The organism is Kineosphaera limosa NBRC 100340, from assembly GCF_000298215.1.
GTDB lineage: Bacteria > Actinomycetota > Actinomycetes > Actinomycetales > Dermatophilaceae > Kineosphaera > Kineosphaera limosa.
Map to the genome: position 1 here is coordinate 1 of NZ_BAHD01000053.1, position 14,850 is coordinate 14,850.

Annotated in this window: 9 protein-coding genes; 5 read left to right on the forward strand and 4 right to left on the reverse strand. The window is 65.1% G+C overall.

Annotated features, from left to right (window positions below; all coding sequences use genetic code 11):
• Both KILIM_RS14585 and KILIM_RS14590 read right to left on the reverse strand, forming a co-directional pair.
• A partial coding sequence (locus KILIM_RS14585; RefSeq protein ID WP_006593482.1) for a DUF8548 family protein occupies window positions 1-666 on the reverse strand: 666 nt, incomplete at its 3' end.
• Window positions 667-734: 68 nt separating this feature from the next.
• Window positions 735-1,712: a type IV toxin-antitoxin system AbiEi family antitoxin gene (locus KILIM_RS14590; protein ID WP_040563509.1), complete on the reverse strand. Its 978-nt coding sequence runs from the start codon at window positions 1,710-1,712 to the stop codon at window positions 735-737.
• Between the two features lie 274 nt (window positions 1,713-1,986).
• Between KILIM_RS14590 and KILIM_RS14595 the strand changes: the two genes are divergently transcribed.
• The gene (locus tag KILIM_RS14595) at window positions 1,987-2,613 is read left to right on the forward strand and encodes a nucleotidyltransferase domain-containing protein (RefSeq protein ID WP_006593485.1); all 627 of its coding nucleotides are present in this window, start codon (window positions 1,987-1,989) and stop codon (window positions 2,611-2,613) included.
• Complete coding sequence (locus tag KILIM_RS14600) at window positions 2,610-2,981, forward strand: HEPN domain-containing protein (protein ID WP_006593486.1); 372 nt, start codon at window positions 2,610-2,612, stop codon at window positions 2,979-2,981. The genes KILIM_RS14595 and KILIM_RS14600 overlap by 4 nt, the downstream gene beginning before the upstream one ends.
• 24 nt (window positions 2,982-3,005) lie before the next feature.
• On the opposite strand, the gene KILIM_RS14605 is transcribed toward KILIM_RS14600, so the two are convergent.
• Both KILIM_RS14605 and KILIM_RS25070 read right to left on the reverse strand, forming a co-directional pair.
• Entirely contained in the window at window positions 3,006-5,636 is a 2,631-nt protein-coding gene (locus KILIM_RS14605; protein WP_006593487.1) for a DUF3427 domain-containing protein, read from the reverse strand.
• An 11-nt stretch (window positions 5,637-5,647) separates the two neighbouring features.
• Window positions 5,648-6,112: a hypothetical protein gene (locus KILIM_RS25070; protein WP_006593488.1), complete on the reverse strand. Its 465-nt coding sequence runs from the start codon at window positions 6,110-6,112 to the stop codon at window positions 5,648-5,650.
• A gap of 489 nt (window positions 6,113-6,601) precedes the next feature.
• Between KILIM_RS25070 and KILIM_RS14610 the strand changes: the two genes are divergently transcribed.
• The 3 genes from KILIM_RS14610 to KILIM_RS14620 are packed head-to-tail and all read left to right on the forward strand — an operon-like array spanning window position 6,602 to window position 14,849.
• Window positions 6,602-9,775: a BPTD_3080 family restriction endonuclease gene (locus tag KILIM_RS14610; RefSeq protein ID WP_006593489.1), complete on the forward strand. Its 3,174-nt coding sequence runs from the start codon at window positions 6,602-6,604 to the stop codon at window positions 9,773-9,775.
• Window positions 9,759-12,518, forward strand: a complete 2,760-nt coding sequence (locus tag KILIM_RS14615) for a site-specific DNA-methyltransferase (protein WP_006593490.1) — start codon at window positions 9,759-9,761, stop codon at window positions 12,516-12,518. The genes KILIM_RS14610 and KILIM_RS14615 overlap by 17 nt, the downstream gene beginning before the upstream one ends.
• An 18-nt stretch (window positions 12,519-12,536) precedes the next feature.
• Window positions 12,537-14,849 carry a GmrSD restriction endonuclease domain-containing protein gene (locus KILIM_RS14620; protein ID WP_006593491.1) on the forward strand — a complete coding sequence of 771 codons (2,313 nt, stop codon included), beginning with the start codon at window positions 12,537-12,539 and terminating at the stop codon, window positions 14,847-14,849.
• Window position 14,850 lies beyond the last annotated feature (1 nt).

Below are 14,850 nucleotides of genomic sequence, written 5' to 3' on the forward strand. Positions count from 1 at the left end.
GAGGACGCCCTTCGTCCGCCAGATGGCGTGCTCATATGTGATGAGGTCTACGCCGTGGCCCTCCTCCCCATGTGCGCGAATGACGAGATCCCGGGCAGCTCGCGCTTCGACGGATCCCAAGCCGTCGGCAGCAAGCGCGGCGTTGACGAATCGCACGACCATCACGTCCGCCTTGACCCCGGGCACGCCGAGCAGCATCCGGAAATACTCAGCCGTGACCCATCCGAGCCCCTGCACGCTCATGTAGGCCTTGTCCAGCTCCTTGGAGTCGCGGCCGCGAGCGTCAGCCGCGGTGATGACGGGCGGGTCAAGCTGCAGGAGAGCGTTGGCGGCGTCGACGACACAGTCGGCCTTGTACCGCCGCGACGTCTTCGAATCGCCCATGATGCGCCGCAGATTGATTGAACCAATGGCTGATAGCGCTCGAACATCGTTGACCGCCTCCTGGTAGGCCTTGCGGAAGGCCTCCAGGCGGTTGTAGACCCCAGCCCCGGGCACCCGCGAGTGGTAGCGAGCCTGAATCGAGAAGACGGCGTCGAGTAGCGAGGTGCCAATCTCCTCGACCCACCCGCCGCTGTAGGCGGAAAAATCGGCCGCATCGATTCGGGCCACGGCCCGTCGAACCGCATCTACTGCTCGCGCTTGCTCGTTGATCGCCTGGGTCACACCTTGCTCGATCGACCTCGCCCACCGAAGACTGAGCATCCGCGGCGGCACGACCGGAAAGAAGGTCCTCAATCCCGGAGGCTTCGTAGGATCGCATCGCTCTCCCTCATCTCCTGGGCGATCTCCGCCCGACGACCGTCGCCTGACTTGAGCAGCTCCGCATAGATCAAGGGCGACGGCGCGAGCCAGCCTTCGTCGGGCAGGCTCCAGAACTTGTGTCGGAGCTGCACGTTGCCACTGTTCGCCCGGCGTAGCCGACCGAACCGGATGACGCGGGTCGGCAAGTCGTCGGAGTACACAATTCCCGTGAGCGAGCGGAGCGGCAGACCCATCGCGTCGGCGGCCGCCTCGCCGCCGAGACAGGCGGCATCGGTGCGGAAGGCCTCGGCGTCGGTCCACCACTCTGGCTCCCCCTCGTAGGTGCCAACGATCCAGCGGTCTGAGTCATGCGTTCCGTACGCCGCCACCCAGCGATCGAGGAGTTCCCCCGTCCGGGTGAGCTGATCGCCATCCACGTACCCATGCCGCCGAAGGTCTGCCACTGCAGCCTGGGCTGCACCGAGTGACACCCCGGCTGCATCTGCCAGGCTCCGCAACTTCGGTATCCGGTCTTGCGACATGACCAGCACGGCGAGCAGCACCTGCAGCCCGGCCGGTCGGAAGGCCGCAGACACCACGTAGCGAGATGGCACCGTAACAGGGGGCCTCCCCTGAATCGCGACCCGTAGCCCCGGCACCCGAATCGAGGCGTTGCCGGCGAGGTCAACCCAGTGGAGATTCTCTTCGGCAAGAGTCTTGGCCAAGCGACTCGATGTGGAAGCAAGGGCGAGGAGGACGGGCAAGCCGGCGCTTCGGGCATGGTCCAGCAGCGCGGCTGGAGGCATACCTGCCCCCGTGTAGTGCGCCAATACGAAGTCGTGACGGACACCCTCCGCCTGGAGCGTGACGAGGTCACTTCCGTGGCGAAGTGCGGTGACCCCATGCTCCGCGAGGGTTTCCAGAGCATCGCCTGGAAGCGCTTGCGCGGTCGCCGTCCCACTCAGCATTCAGTTCATACTATATGAACATCTACCATTCGTGAACGCGCGGTGCAGAGTAGGGCCCCCTGGCCTCCAGCGCTCGGGCCCTCTCCGGCCTTCTCTCAGAGGACGAAGAGGAGGATCGTGCTGCTCCCGTCGCGGCACCGCCGCCCGGTCGACGAATCGACCGACGTCGTCGACTGCAACTCCAAGCATCGTCACAGCCCGAAGCCTCCCTTGCGACATCGGAAGCGCTATGATCATCCTGTCGATCATATGAACAGAAGAGAGGTCATAGCGCATGGACGTCAGCCACCCGCTCAGAGGCCTCCTCACCCCCGCGATGGCAGGGGTTATCGAGGTGCTCACGGCAACGCACACGCCGCTCACCGGTCGTGAGGTCCATCGGCTCATCCGCGGGGATGTCAGTCTCGGCGCCACTCAACAAGCGCTCGCATCACTCGAGTCTCTCGGCCTGGTCGACACGCAACCGGCTGGCCGAGCTCAGCTCCACACCTTCAACCGTGAGCACGTGCTCGCCGAGGCGCTGCTCTCCCTGGTGGGGGCTCCCTCGACACTCGAGGAGTGGCTGGCCTCCGCCATCCAGGACTGGCCGCAGCCGCCGGTAGCAGCCTGGCTCTTCGGATCCGCGGCCCGCGGCGAAGCGACGGCCCAGAGCGACATCGACGTCGTGTTCGTGGGTCCCGCCGGGTTCGACGTGACCTTCTGGGACGAGCCGATTGCCATTTTGAGCGAGGCCGTCCTGCGCCGCACCGGGAACGCGATGGAGACGCTCGTCCTCACGGAGAACGAGTTGGAAGACTCGGACGAGCGCGGGGATCGCCTCATCGACGAGTTGCGTCAAGATGCAAGACCCCTCGTCGGCCCCAGCCCGCGTGAAGTGCTCCGACCGAGAGCTGCCTCATGAGTTTGAGCAGGGCTCGGCAGCACCTCACGAAGGCGAGAGAGTTCCTAGACGCTGCCGAACTGAACCTGGACGTGGAACTGTTCAGCGCCGCGACCGCGAGCGCAGTCACGGCAGGGGTCAACGCCAAGGACGCGATGTGCCTCGCGCTCACCGGTCGAACCGGCAAGGGGCAAGATCACGCATCGGCTGTCCCGGAATTGCGGTCCGCTGGGCCGGCCGGTGCTGCCGTGGCCGCAGACCTCGACCGACTGGTTCGTCTCAAGACCAAGGCGCAGTACCACCACGAGAGCGTTTCGGCACAGGATGCTCGCAAGGCTGTGAACTGGGCCGATCGGCTGGTGGCTGCGGCCGAGAATGTCTGCAGGTAAAGGTTGCGGAGCTGGCCACCGCGTTTAGAGCGCAACCGCTACGTCGGCGTAGAGGTCGGCGGGCATGGGGCACTCGAGGCGCCAGGTGATGGCGATGGGCCGGTCGCCGGTGTGACTCACGTACTCCGCCGGCCCGAGGAAGGTGTAGGGCTCGGTGCCGAATTCGCCGGTCTTCTCGCGTCGGACGAAGAGCAGGATGGTGCTGGTGCCGTCGCGATAGCGCCGCCCGTCCGCTGAGTTGACCGACGTCTTGGACTGCGACTCCCAGTGGAAGAGCGTCGGGCTTATCGGGTAGTCGCGGTACATCGTCGTCGGGGAATAGTCGGCTGACGATTTGCGAAGGGTCGCGAGGAAGGCGTCGATCGGGCGTCCATCAATGGTGGTGCGCAGTACTCCTTGCACGAAGTAACGCGGCTTCCTTCTGAGGGAACCCCAGTCGAGGCCAGCGAGGATCTCTTCGCGCGAGTACCGGGCGTGCACTTGGAGCAGAACCCCCGGCAGGTCAGACAGCTCGGTCGTCGGGTGACGGCTCCCATCGAAGGCGATGTCGATGACCTGACGCATCTCCGACCTTATCTCGGCCTCGTTGCGGAGACGCTTGAATCCCTCGTCGTAAGAGGCAAATCCGCCGCCGTCGGGCCAGAGGCTGAAGAAAAGCATGCGTGCCGAGCGCTGCTCCCCGGGCGATAGATCGGAGTAGGTCGTGTCGGGGCCGAGCAGCCGCGCGTAGGCCTGCGCCCGGGGCAGATCGTCAACGTGCGCGACCGCTCGCACCCGACCTGCGAGTTTGCCCCCGAGTTCGCTGGCGCCTCCTTCGAGCAGCCCGGCGTCTCGTTGTAGTGCTGTCCAACCCGTTCTGCCCTTCTTGTCACGCACTACGTGAGAGAGGTCTAAGCCTGCTTCGTCCAGAAAGGTCCGCAAGCTACCCGTCGGCTTGGCGCGCAGTTTCGCCACGAGTGCCGGCCAACGCTGACTAAGGCGAACGCGGACGTTGCGCAAAACCTCGGCTTGAACTTTGCGGTCGAGAACGATTTGGCAGCCGGACGGCAGGAACGGGAAGCCCTTTTCGATGTCACGCTGGAGGTCTTTGCGGGTGGCGCCGGTGAGGGCACGGAAACGCAGATCGGCGCGGAATTCGCTGCGGTGATGTCCGACGAAGTCGAGCGCGGTCAGCACCGCCTTGCCTTCGGCGAGGCGGAGTCCGCGGCCGAGCTGCTGGAGGAACAGGGTCGGGCTCTCGGTGGGGCGCAGGAAGAGGACGGTGTCGACCTCGGGGATGTCGACGCCCTCGTTGAAGAGGTCGGCGGTGAAGATCGCGGCGAGGCGGCCGGCGCGCAGGTCGGCGATGGCGCGCTCGCGCTCGGCGGTCGGGGTCTGCCCGGTGACGGCCTTGGCCGAGATGCCGGCGTCGTTGGTGACGCGGGCCATGTATTCGGCGTGGGCGACGCCGACGCAGAAGCCGAGTGCCCGCATCCGCGTGGGGTCGGTGATCTTGTCCTCGAGCTGCTTGAGGACCAGCCGGGCGCGGGCGTCGTTGCCGGTGTAGAGGCGGTCGAGGTCGGCGTCGGCGTATCGACCGGCGCGCCAGTCGATCGCGGTGAGGTCGGTGCCGTCGGCGATGCCGAAGTAGTGGAACGGGCTGAGCAGATCGGCGGCGATCGCATCCCACACGCGCAGCTCAGCGGCGGTGCGGCCGTCGAAGAAGGCGCGGACGTCGGTGCCGTCGGTGCGCTCGGGGGTGGCGGTGAGGCCGAGGAGTTCCCGGGGGTGGAGGTGCTCGAGGAGCCTTCGGTAGGTGGGCGCCTCGGCGTGGTGGAACTCGTCGATGACGACGACGTGGAAGGCGTCCGCCGGGATCTCGGTAATGCGGCCGGTCAACGATTGGACGCTGGCGAAAACGTGCTGCCACTGGCTGGGAACGTGCCCGCCGACGTACAGCTCTCCAAAGGTGCCGTCGCCGAGGACCTCGCGGTAGGTGCGCAGCGACTGCTCGAGGATCTCCTTGCGGTGGGCGACGAACAGCAGACTCGGCCGGTCGCGCCCGGCGCAAAGGCGGCGATAGTCGAGAGCAGCGATGACGGTCTTGCCAGTGCCGGTCGCGGCGACGACGAGATTGCGGTGGCGGTCGTGGAGGGTGCGCTCGGCGTCGAGGGCCTCGAGTATCTGCTGCTGATGCGGGTAGGGCCGGACGTCGAGGCCGGAGACGAGGAGGCTCGTCGGGGTGCTGCCGCCCTTCGCGATGTGCAGGGCGCGTTCGAGGCGTTCGCGGTCGGCGTCGTCGTCGGGGTCATAGCGGGCGTATTCGTCGGAGTGCCAGTAGGTCTCGAACGTTGCGGCGAACTTGTCGAGGAGGCTCGGGGTGGCGATCGCGGAGAGGCGGACGTTCCACTCCGCACCGTCGAGCAGCGCACTGACGGTGAGGTTCGAGGAGCCGACATAGGCGGTGTCGAAGCCCGTGTTGCGGCGGAAGAGCCAGCCCTTGGCGTGCAGGCGGGTCCGTCGCGGGTCGTACTGGACCCGGATGTCGGCGCCGAAGTCGCGGGCGAGGCGGTCGAGGGCCTTGATGTCGGTGCTGCCGAGGTAGGTCGTCGTGATGACTCGGAACCGCGCGTTGCGATCTTTGAGGCGCTCGAGTTGGGCCTCGAGGGTGCGCATGCCGTGCCACTTCACGAAGGCGCAGATGAGGTCGACCTGGTCGGACGTGTCGAGTTCGGCCTTGATTCGCTGCCGAGGCTTGGGTCGCCGTGGGCGTTGGTGAGAAGTGCAACGTCGGAGAGTGGGGTGCTGGGGCGGACGCCTTCGGGGTAGGTCGGCGGTGCGCCCGGGCGTGCCGGCTTGGTGAGGGCGAGCAGGCGGCGGACGCCGTCGACTGGGGTGTCCTCGGCCGCGTCGAGGAGCTCGAGAACTAGCCGGACGAGAGCGAGCCGTCCTGCCTCGTCGGTGTCGCTGGGGACACGCAGACCGCGCAGGATCGATGTGCCCAGGTGAGCGGCGAGGACGTCCGCCTGGTCGGCCGAGTCCACTCCGGCGATAGTCGCCTGCAGATCGGGGCGTCGCGTGAGGCGCCGGAGCAACGCGGTCGTCACGACGGACTCCTGCAGACCTGCCGAGAGCTTATCGTCGCTGGTCACACGCTCTACTGTCGCCGCCCGCCCCAGCCCGAGTCAACGGCGAGGATGCACCGGCGGATCCCCGCGGCATCACCCATCGGCCGGGCACGAGGTTCCCGCGGCCCCCGACGTGCACCGCGTAGATGGGAGGTGAAGGCGCGAGCCAGTCCTCGTGGGGCAGGCTCCGGAGCCTGACAGGGCGACGACGCCCCGAACGGACGCCTGAGTAGAAGGATCGTAGGCGCGGTCGAGATCCTGTCCGGAGAGCCGGGCGTTCCATTCCGCGCCGTCGAGTAGTTCGCTGGCACGCCGACGAGATCGCCACGTGCTGTACCAAGTTGGACGCCTGCCTCGGTCAAGCGCTCGCGACCGCGCCCGCCCGATTCGACCTATTCCTGGTTACGATGGCAGATATGCAGGTGGGGGCCGCGATGGAGACATCGAGCGCGTCGCATCGCGATCGGGCGTAGGGAAGGGTTCTTTCATGAGGGACGTCAGGGAGTGCCGAGCGTGACTGCCTCGGGAGCTCCGTCTCGTCTCAGTGACCCGGTACTCAACGGGCCCTACGATCCGCCTCAGAGGCACTTCGAGATCGGCCCCACCGGCCCGACTGGCAGCATCCTGGAGGGGCGCCGCCCGAGCGAGTCGTTCATTCCCGTCGCCCCCGTGCGGAAGGGCAGAGGCCGCGGGGGCAGCTCTGTGGTGGGCCAGCGGGCCGTCGATCAGAACCAGCTCTCCCTGTCTCTGGTTGATGAGACTGTCCAGAAGAACACCCTCATCAACGGTCTGCGCCATGACCTAGAAATCTGGCGGGCCAGCGATTACAAGGGTGGGTCGGCCACCTCGACCAAGCTGCTACGCCATTGGGCCGACCCGCACCGCGAGAACCGCGTCCTGTTCGCGCAGCGGGAGGCCGCGGAAACCGCGATCTTCCTCGCCGAGGTCAGCGGCCGGCAGGGGTTCCGGAACTACCGGCCGCTCCTCGACGAGCAGAACGACCAGCACAACGAGAGCCTGCCCCGGGTCGCACTCAAGATGGCCACCGGTTCGGGCAAGACCGTCGTCATGGCCATGCTGATCGCCTGGCAGACCCTCAACAAGATCGCGTCCCCTAGAGACAAGCGCTACGCCAAGCGCTTCCTCGTTGTCGCTCCCGGCATCACCATCCGCGACCGACTGCGGGTCCTGCAGCCGGGCGATCCCGAGAACTACTACGACCAGCGTGAGCTCGTGCCGCCCGATCTGCGCGCGCTACTCGGCAAGGCCGACATCCTGATCACCAACTACCACGCCTTCCTGCTGCGGGATCGCAAGGAGATCAAGGGTGTGGCCAAGACGACGCGCCAAATCCTGCTGGCGGGCAAGAACGAAGACCCGTTCAAGGAGAGCGAGGCCGACATGGTCTCCCGCGTGCTGCGCGGCTGGGGTGTCGGTAGCAACCGGCAGAGCGAGATCGTCGTGCTCAACGACGAGGCGCACCACTGCTACATGGACAAGCCGCTGACCCTGGATGCCACGGCCGAGGGCGTAGAGGCAGGCGACAAGGACGATGCGAGCCGCAACGAGGAAGCGCGAGTTTGGTTCAAGGGCCTTCGTGCCATCGCCGCGAAGATCGGCATCAAGACGATCTACGACCTGTCCGCGACCCCGTTCTATCTCTCCGGTTCCGGTTACAAGGACGGCTTCATCTTCCCGTGGACTGTGAGCGACTTCTCCCTCATGGACGCCATCGAGTCCGGGATCGTCAAGGTGCCTCGGATCCCAGTCGACGACGATGCGGGCACCGACGAGGTCACCTTCCGCAACCTGTGGCCACTCATCGAAAAGGGACTGCCCAAACGCACCCGCAAGGATGCCCGACCCGGTGAGCTTCCCATCCTGCCGGCCGAGCTGGAGGCGGCGCTGCACAGCCTCTACCGCTCCTACGGCGCGTCCTTCGAACATTGGCGGCGGGCCGACGAACCCAAGGGCAACCCGCCGCCGGTGTACATCGTCGTGTGCCCCAACACCGCCGTGTCCAAGCTCGTCTACGACTGGATCGCGGGTCAGGAGTGGGAGGACGAACAGGGATACCGTCGTGTCCGCCCCGGAGAGCTGGAGCTCTTCTCCAACATCGTTGGCGGCACGTCGATCGACCGGCCGCGCACCATTCTCGTCGACTCGGCCCAACTGGAGTCCGGCGAGGGAATGAAGAACGACTTCAAGACGGCCGCCGCCGAGGAGATCGCGCTCTTCAAACGCGAGTACCGGCGGCGTAACCCTGGATCGGATGCAGACGCCCTGACCGACGATGACCTGCTCCGCGAGGTGATGAACACCGTCGGCAAGAAGGGTCAGCTCGGTGCCGAGGTGCGGTGCGTCGTCTCGGTCGCCATGCTCACCGAGGGCTGGGACGCCAACACCGTCACTCACATCCTTGGCATCCGAGCCTTCCGCTCCCAACTGCTGTGCGAACAGGTCATCGGCCGTGGGCTGCGGCGTCGCGACTACACGGTCAACGAGGACGGCAAGTTCGAGGCCGACTACGCCAACGTCTACGGCGTCCCGTTCGCGTTCATCCCCACGGACAAGCCCGCCGGCGACCCCAAGCCGCCGAGGCCCGTCACGCTCGTGGAGTCGGTCTCCGACCGAGAGCGCCTACGCATCACCTTCCCCATCGTCGACGGCTACCGACTCGAGATCCCAGACGCGACGCCCTACCTTCCCGACGAACTGGAGCCGTTCGTCATCGGCAAGGGCAGCGCAGTGCCCACGTGGACCGAGGTCGCGCCTCCAGTGGGCGCCGAGGAGCGCATCGAGGACGACCCCTCGACGGTGCGTCCCCAGCAGGTGGCCTTCCGCATCGCCAAACGACTCGTCGAGAACCACCTCGCCCTCGGCGACGAGATCGACCGCGAGTCCGGCGTCGTCAAGTCTGAGCGGCGACCGTGGCTATTCCCCACCCTGACCCGTCTGACGACCCAGTGGATCGAACACGCCGTGCGAGTCGACGAGGGCTTCACTCTCGGCCACCTCGTCAAGTACGCCCTATGGGAGGAGGCCGCGGCGCAGGCCGTGTATCAGGCCATCACCGAGCAACAGGGCAACCGTCGGGCTCGCATGCGGCCCATACTGCGGCGCTACAACCCCGTCGGCTCGACTGAGCGCATCAGCTTCCCCACACGCAAGGTGGCGTTGCCGACCGACGAAGAACGCAGCGAGGTCAGCCATGTCGTGCTCGACGGCCCGGCGGGCAACACCTGGGAGCAGCTCATGATGGAGTACTGCGAAGGATCACCGCATGTCGCGGCGTACGTCAAGAACGATCATCTCGGCTTCTCGATCCCCTACGTCCACGAGGGCCGCACCCACGCCTACGTCCCCGACTTCCTCGTGCGACTGCGCAGCCGGCCGGACGACGAGACGGACCGGACGCTGATCGTCGAGGTGTCGGGCGGCCGGAAGTCCGCGCACTCGCCGGGCTCGGTGGAAACCAAGGCGCACACCGCCCGCAACTCCTGGTGCCCGGCCGTCAACAACCACGGTGGCTTCGGACGCTGGGGGTATGTCGAGGTGAAGGACCCCACCTCGATGAAGCCCGTCCTCGAGGCCGCCATCAACGCCCTGTACGCCGACGGCCCGATCATCGGCGACCCTGACCTGCTCGACTTCAACGAGGTGAAGCGCCATGCCGCCGCGCAGTAGAAAGCCGAACGGCCCCAAGCCTGTCACGGCCATCCGGCACGACGACACGCGCGCCAACCTGCCCACCGTCGACGCGCAGGAGTTCGTGACACCTGAGGTGGAGGCGGCCAAGTACGTCGAGGTGGCCCGCCGACTGCGCGAGCGTGATGGCTCGCTCGACCCGCAACTGGTGTGGAAGGGGAAGTACGGCGACGAGTCCGAGAGTGCCGTCGCCGAATCGGCAACACTCGTCGCCGATGCTCCCCCGATCTACATCCAGGAGAAGATCGACCCGCGCGTGCTCATCGAGAACCTGCGGAAGACGGCCACGGCCGATGAGGCCGAGCCGGAGCTGGCTCTCTTCGATACCTTCGACGGCCTCGACGAGTTGGACCTCGTCGACTTTTACCGGCACGACGCCAACTGGTCAAACCGAATGATCCTCGGCGACTCGCTGCAGGTCATGGGCTCACTCGCCGAGCGCGAAGACCTGCGTGGCAAGGTCCAGATGATCTACATCGACCCTCCCTACGGTATCAAGTTCGGATCGAACTGGCAGGCGTCTGCCCGCAAGCGCGACGTCAAGGATGGAAAGGTGGAAGACACAGCCCGCGAGGCCGAGCAGATCAAGGCATTCCGCGACACCTGGGAGCTGGGCATTCACTCCTACCTGTCGTATCTGCGCGACCGGTTGCTAGTCGCCCGAGAGTTACTGACCGAGTCGGGAAGTTGCTTCGTTCAGATCGGCGATGAAAATGTACACCTCGTGCGTTCAGTAATGGACGACGTTTTCGGCGCCGAGAATTTCGCAGGTCAGATTCTCTTCTACAAGACCAGTTCCGAGAGCACTGCCGCCCTACCTGGCGTCGTCGACACGTTACTTCTTTATGCAAAGAGACGGGATCAGCTTAAATTCCGTCCCATGCGAGTTGCGAAGACGCCAGGTGGCCGAGGGGCGAAACAGTATACTAAGATCGTCGACTCACACATGCAAACGATCGTCAATATGTCAAATGACCAGATCAATGGCACCGAGCCGATCCCGACAGGTTGGCAAATCTGTCGTCTTGGTCCATTGACTTCAATGGGTGCCCAGCCAGCCCGCAGTGGATCGTATATCTTCCAGGGAGTCTCATACCCATGCCCAGCCAATCGTCACTGGAGCTACAATCCGGCCCCCGGGGCAGAAATGGACAGGCTAGCTAAGCTTGGGAGAATCCGACCCTCGGGGAAGTCTCTGGCGTCCGTCCTTTTGTTTGATGACAACCCCATGAGTGATCTTGATAATGTTTGGCTAGATACGGGCACGGGCTCCTTTACTGAAGATCAAATTTATGTTGTTCAGACTGCACAGAAAGTCGCCCAGCGATGCATCCTGATGTCTAGCGATCCTGGCGATCTAATCCTGGACCCCACGTGCGGCTCGGGAACTACCGCGTACGTCGCCGAGCAGTGGGGGCGACGCTGGATCACCATAGACACCTCACGGGTGGCGCTTGCCCTGGCGCGGCAGCGACTCATGGGCGCTAAGTACCCGATGTACCTGCTCGCCGATAGCGACAAGGGCAAGCAGAAGGCCAAGAAGGAATTTGGCACCGAGCCGACGGGCGGCGCGACTAATGACATCAGGCGCGGATTTGTTTACGAACGTATGCAGCACATCACGCTCAAGTCGATCGCGAATAACCCCGACATCGTCGAGGGGATGTCCCGCGAGCAGATCGACGCGGCAATCAAGAGGCATGCCGACTTCGAGACGCTCTACGACAGGCCCTACGAGGACAAGAATGTCGTGCGGGTCAGCGGCCCGTTCACCGTCGAGAGCCTGAGCCCCCACCGCTCGCTCGCGTTCGCTGGAAACCCCGACGACGCGCCCCGCGGGACCATCAGCGAGCAGGACGCAGCCGAGCAGCCGAACGCGCAGAACTTTGAGCAGTCGATTCTCGACAACCTCAAGCGCGCCGGCATCCAGAACGGCAAGCGCCAGGAGCGCATCGAATTCGAGTCGGTGGATCCCTATGCGGGTCAATACATTCAGGCTGTCGGCGTCCGCAAGGACTCCGGCGCCGACCACGCGGTGCGGGTCGGCATCGCGGTTGGCCCGCAGTACGGCACGGTGAGCCAGAAGTTCGCCCGCGACGCGGTCAAGGAGGCCATCGCGGCTAAGGACATCGACCTGCTCTGTGTGTTGGGGTTCGCGTTCGACGCCTCGACGCACGAAGTGACCGAAGCCGATGGCGTCACCGTCGACACCTCCAGCGTCGGCTTCGCGCAGGTGGAGGACGAGCGGTCGTTCGGCCGCATCAAGCTGCTGCTCGTGCGCATGAACGTTGACCTGCTTATGGGCGAGGACCTCAAGAAGACTGGCGCCGGCAACCTTTTCACCGTCTTCGGCGAGCCCGACATCGACCTGCGCCACACCGACGACGGCAAGCTCGTCGTGGAACTGCGTGGCGTCGACGTCTACGACCCGACCACGGGTGAGGTGCGATCGAACGACACCGACAAGATCGCCCTCTGGATGATCGACACGAACTACAACGGCGACTCCTTCTTCGTTCGCCACTGCTACTTCACCGGCGGCGGCGACCCCTACAAGCGCCTCAAGACTGCTCTCAAAGCCGAGATAGACCCCGACGCCTGGTCGTCGCTCTATGACACCATCTCTCGACCCTTCGACCTGCCAGCGACGGGTGCGATCGCGGTCAAGGTCATCAATGATTACGGCGACGAAGTGGTCAAGGTCCTTGAGGTCAGTTCGTAACGAGTCGATGGGATTGTCGTGACCAAGCTGTCGTCCCTGTTGGATCAGGTGGACTCGGGCACCATGTTGCTGCCGGAGTTCCAGCGAGGCTACGTCTGGAACCGCGATCAGGTCCGCGGGCTCATGCGGTCGCTCTATCGCGGTTATCCCGTCGGTGCCCTGCTGATCTGGGAGACGGAGCCGAGCGCGTTCGATGTTCGCGGGCCTGCCGCACCGCACGGCGGCGTTAAACAGCTACTTCTCGACGGGCAGCAGCGCATCACGACGCTGTACGGAGTAGCGCGCGGCAAGCCGCCAGCCTTCTTCGAAGGAGACGCCAACGCCTTCACGGGCCTCCGCTTTAACCTCGACACCGAGGTCTTCGAGTTCTACGCCCCGTCGAAGATGAAAGACGATCCACTGTGGATTGACGTCACTGGTGTTTTTGACAAAGGACTCGCTCCGCACATCGCGCGACTGAACGCTGACCCGGCTACTACGGCCAACTTCGCAACCTACGTGGACCGCATCAACCGGCTGCAGTCGATCCGCGACCGCGACTTCCACGCGGAGAAGATTACCGGTGCGGAGATGACGATCGACCACGTCGTAGACATCTTCAACAAGGTCAACTCCGGTGGTACCAAGCTGTCTAAAGGTGATCTGGCGCTCGCCAAGATCTGCGCCGACTGGCCCCAGGCCCGGACACAACTCCGACAGCGTCTCACCACCTGGCAGGATGCCGGGTACAACTTCACCCTCGATTGGCTGCTGCGCAACGTCAATGCCGTCGCGACGGGTCGTGCGCAATTCGACCAACTCGACTCGGTTGCCAGCGCGGACTTCGCGAAGGCATTGGATCAGGCGACGGAGTACGTCGGCGGATTCCTTGACCTCGCGGCCGGACGGCTCGGACTCGACCACGATCGAGTGCTCATGGGCCGCTACGCCATCTCCGTTATCTCGCGCATGCAACACCTCTTTGGGGGTCTGGGCGACGCAGCCACACAGAACCGGATCCTGTACTGGTACATACACGCCGGACTCTGGGGCCGCTTCACCGGCTCCACCGAGACCGTGCTCGCGCGCGACTACGAGATCGGGCAGACGCACGGTATCGACGGCCTCATCGACGAGTTGGAGCGCTGGCGCGGCGGCAACCTGCGTGTCGGGCCACACGACTTCAACGCTTTCGGGATGGGCTCGCGCTTCTACCCCCTGCTGTACCTCATGACCAGGGTGCTCAGAGCGCGTGACCTGGGCAACGGCATCGAGCTGAAGAAGCAGATGCTCGGCCATCTCTCAGCCTTGCAGGTCCACCACATCTTCCCCAAGGCCCAGTTGTACGAGCGGGGTTACAGCCGCGGCGAGGTCAACTCCGTGTCGAACTTCTGCTTTCTGACCACCGCGTCGAACCTGGCGATCAGCAGCCGCAGACCACAGGAGTATCTGCCCGAGATCGAGCGGGACCACCCCGGCGCGCTGGCCAGCCAATGGATCCCGCAGGATCCGCAACTTTGGAGACTGGATCGCTACTCGGACTTTCTGAAGGAGCGACAGCGACTTTTGGCCGACGCCGCGAACGAGTTTCTCGATGGTCTGCGTGCCGCGTCGACCACTGGTACCCACGAGACGCTGCCGCGGATCACCGTGGCCGACACCGCATCGGACGATGACGAGCTGACGGCCGTCCGGGCGCTCTGCGACGAGCTCGTCGCGAGGGGGATGGCGACGCCCAACATGGACGTCGAGATCGTCGACCCGACGACGGGACAGGCCGTCGCTGTCGCCGAGGCGTTCTGGGAGCAGGGCCTGCAGGTGGGCCAAGGTCAACCGGTGGTTCTAGAGCTGGACCCCGACCCCGTCGGGATGACGCGAATGGAAGAACTCGGGTTCAACGTCTTCACGTCGGTCGACGCCCTGCGTAACTTTGCCCAACGGCGCGGCCAGGAGGCGTCGGGCGAGGGTGTCGACGACCCCGTGACGCCCTCCGAAGACCGCCCCGCAGAGGCGGGGCCTACGGCGGACGACATGCCCGACGAAAAGGCGATCCGGGCACAGTTCGGCAACGCCATGCGGGACGTCTACGTACGGTCCAAGAAGGAGGCCGGCTACACCGCGAGCGGCTTCCTGGGGATGTTGCAGAGGCATGGCGCCTTGGAAACCGCACGTCGCCTGCTCGCGGCGCCGCACATCTCCGACGGGTATACGGCCCTCTACGAAGTGGGCCGATTGGACCTGACGGTCGAGAACGTTGTGCTGCAACCGGAGTTCGAGTCACTGTTCTCCGACGAGGAACGAGAGACCGCCCAACGCCGGCTTGCCGAGTTCGACTTCACACCGAAGCGTTGAC

What these genes read in the sequence shown, in the direction of transcription:
- KILIM_RS14590 (WP_040563509.1), bottom strand. Translation starts at nt 1,712, where the DNA reads ATGCTGAGTGGGACGGCGACCGCGCAAGCGCTTCCAGGCGATGCTCTG.
- KILIM_RS14595 (WP_006593485.1), top strand. Translation starts at nt 1,987, where the DNA reads ATGGACGTCAGCCACCCGCTCAGAGGCCTCCTCACCCCCGCGATGGCA.
- KILIM_RS14600 (WP_006593486.1), top strand. Translation starts at nt 2,610, where the DNA reads ATGAGTTTGAGCAGGGCTCGGCAGCACCTCACGAAGGCGAGAGAGTTC.
- KILIM_RS14605 (WP_006593487.1), bottom strand. Translation starts at nt 5,636, where the DNA reads ATGCGCACCCTCGAGGCCCAACTCGAGCGCCTCAAAGATCGCAACGCG.
- KILIM_RS14615 (WP_006593490.1), top strand. Translation starts at nt 9,759, where the DNA reads ATGCCGCCGCGCAGTAGAAAGCCGAACGGCCCCAAGCCTGTCACGGCC.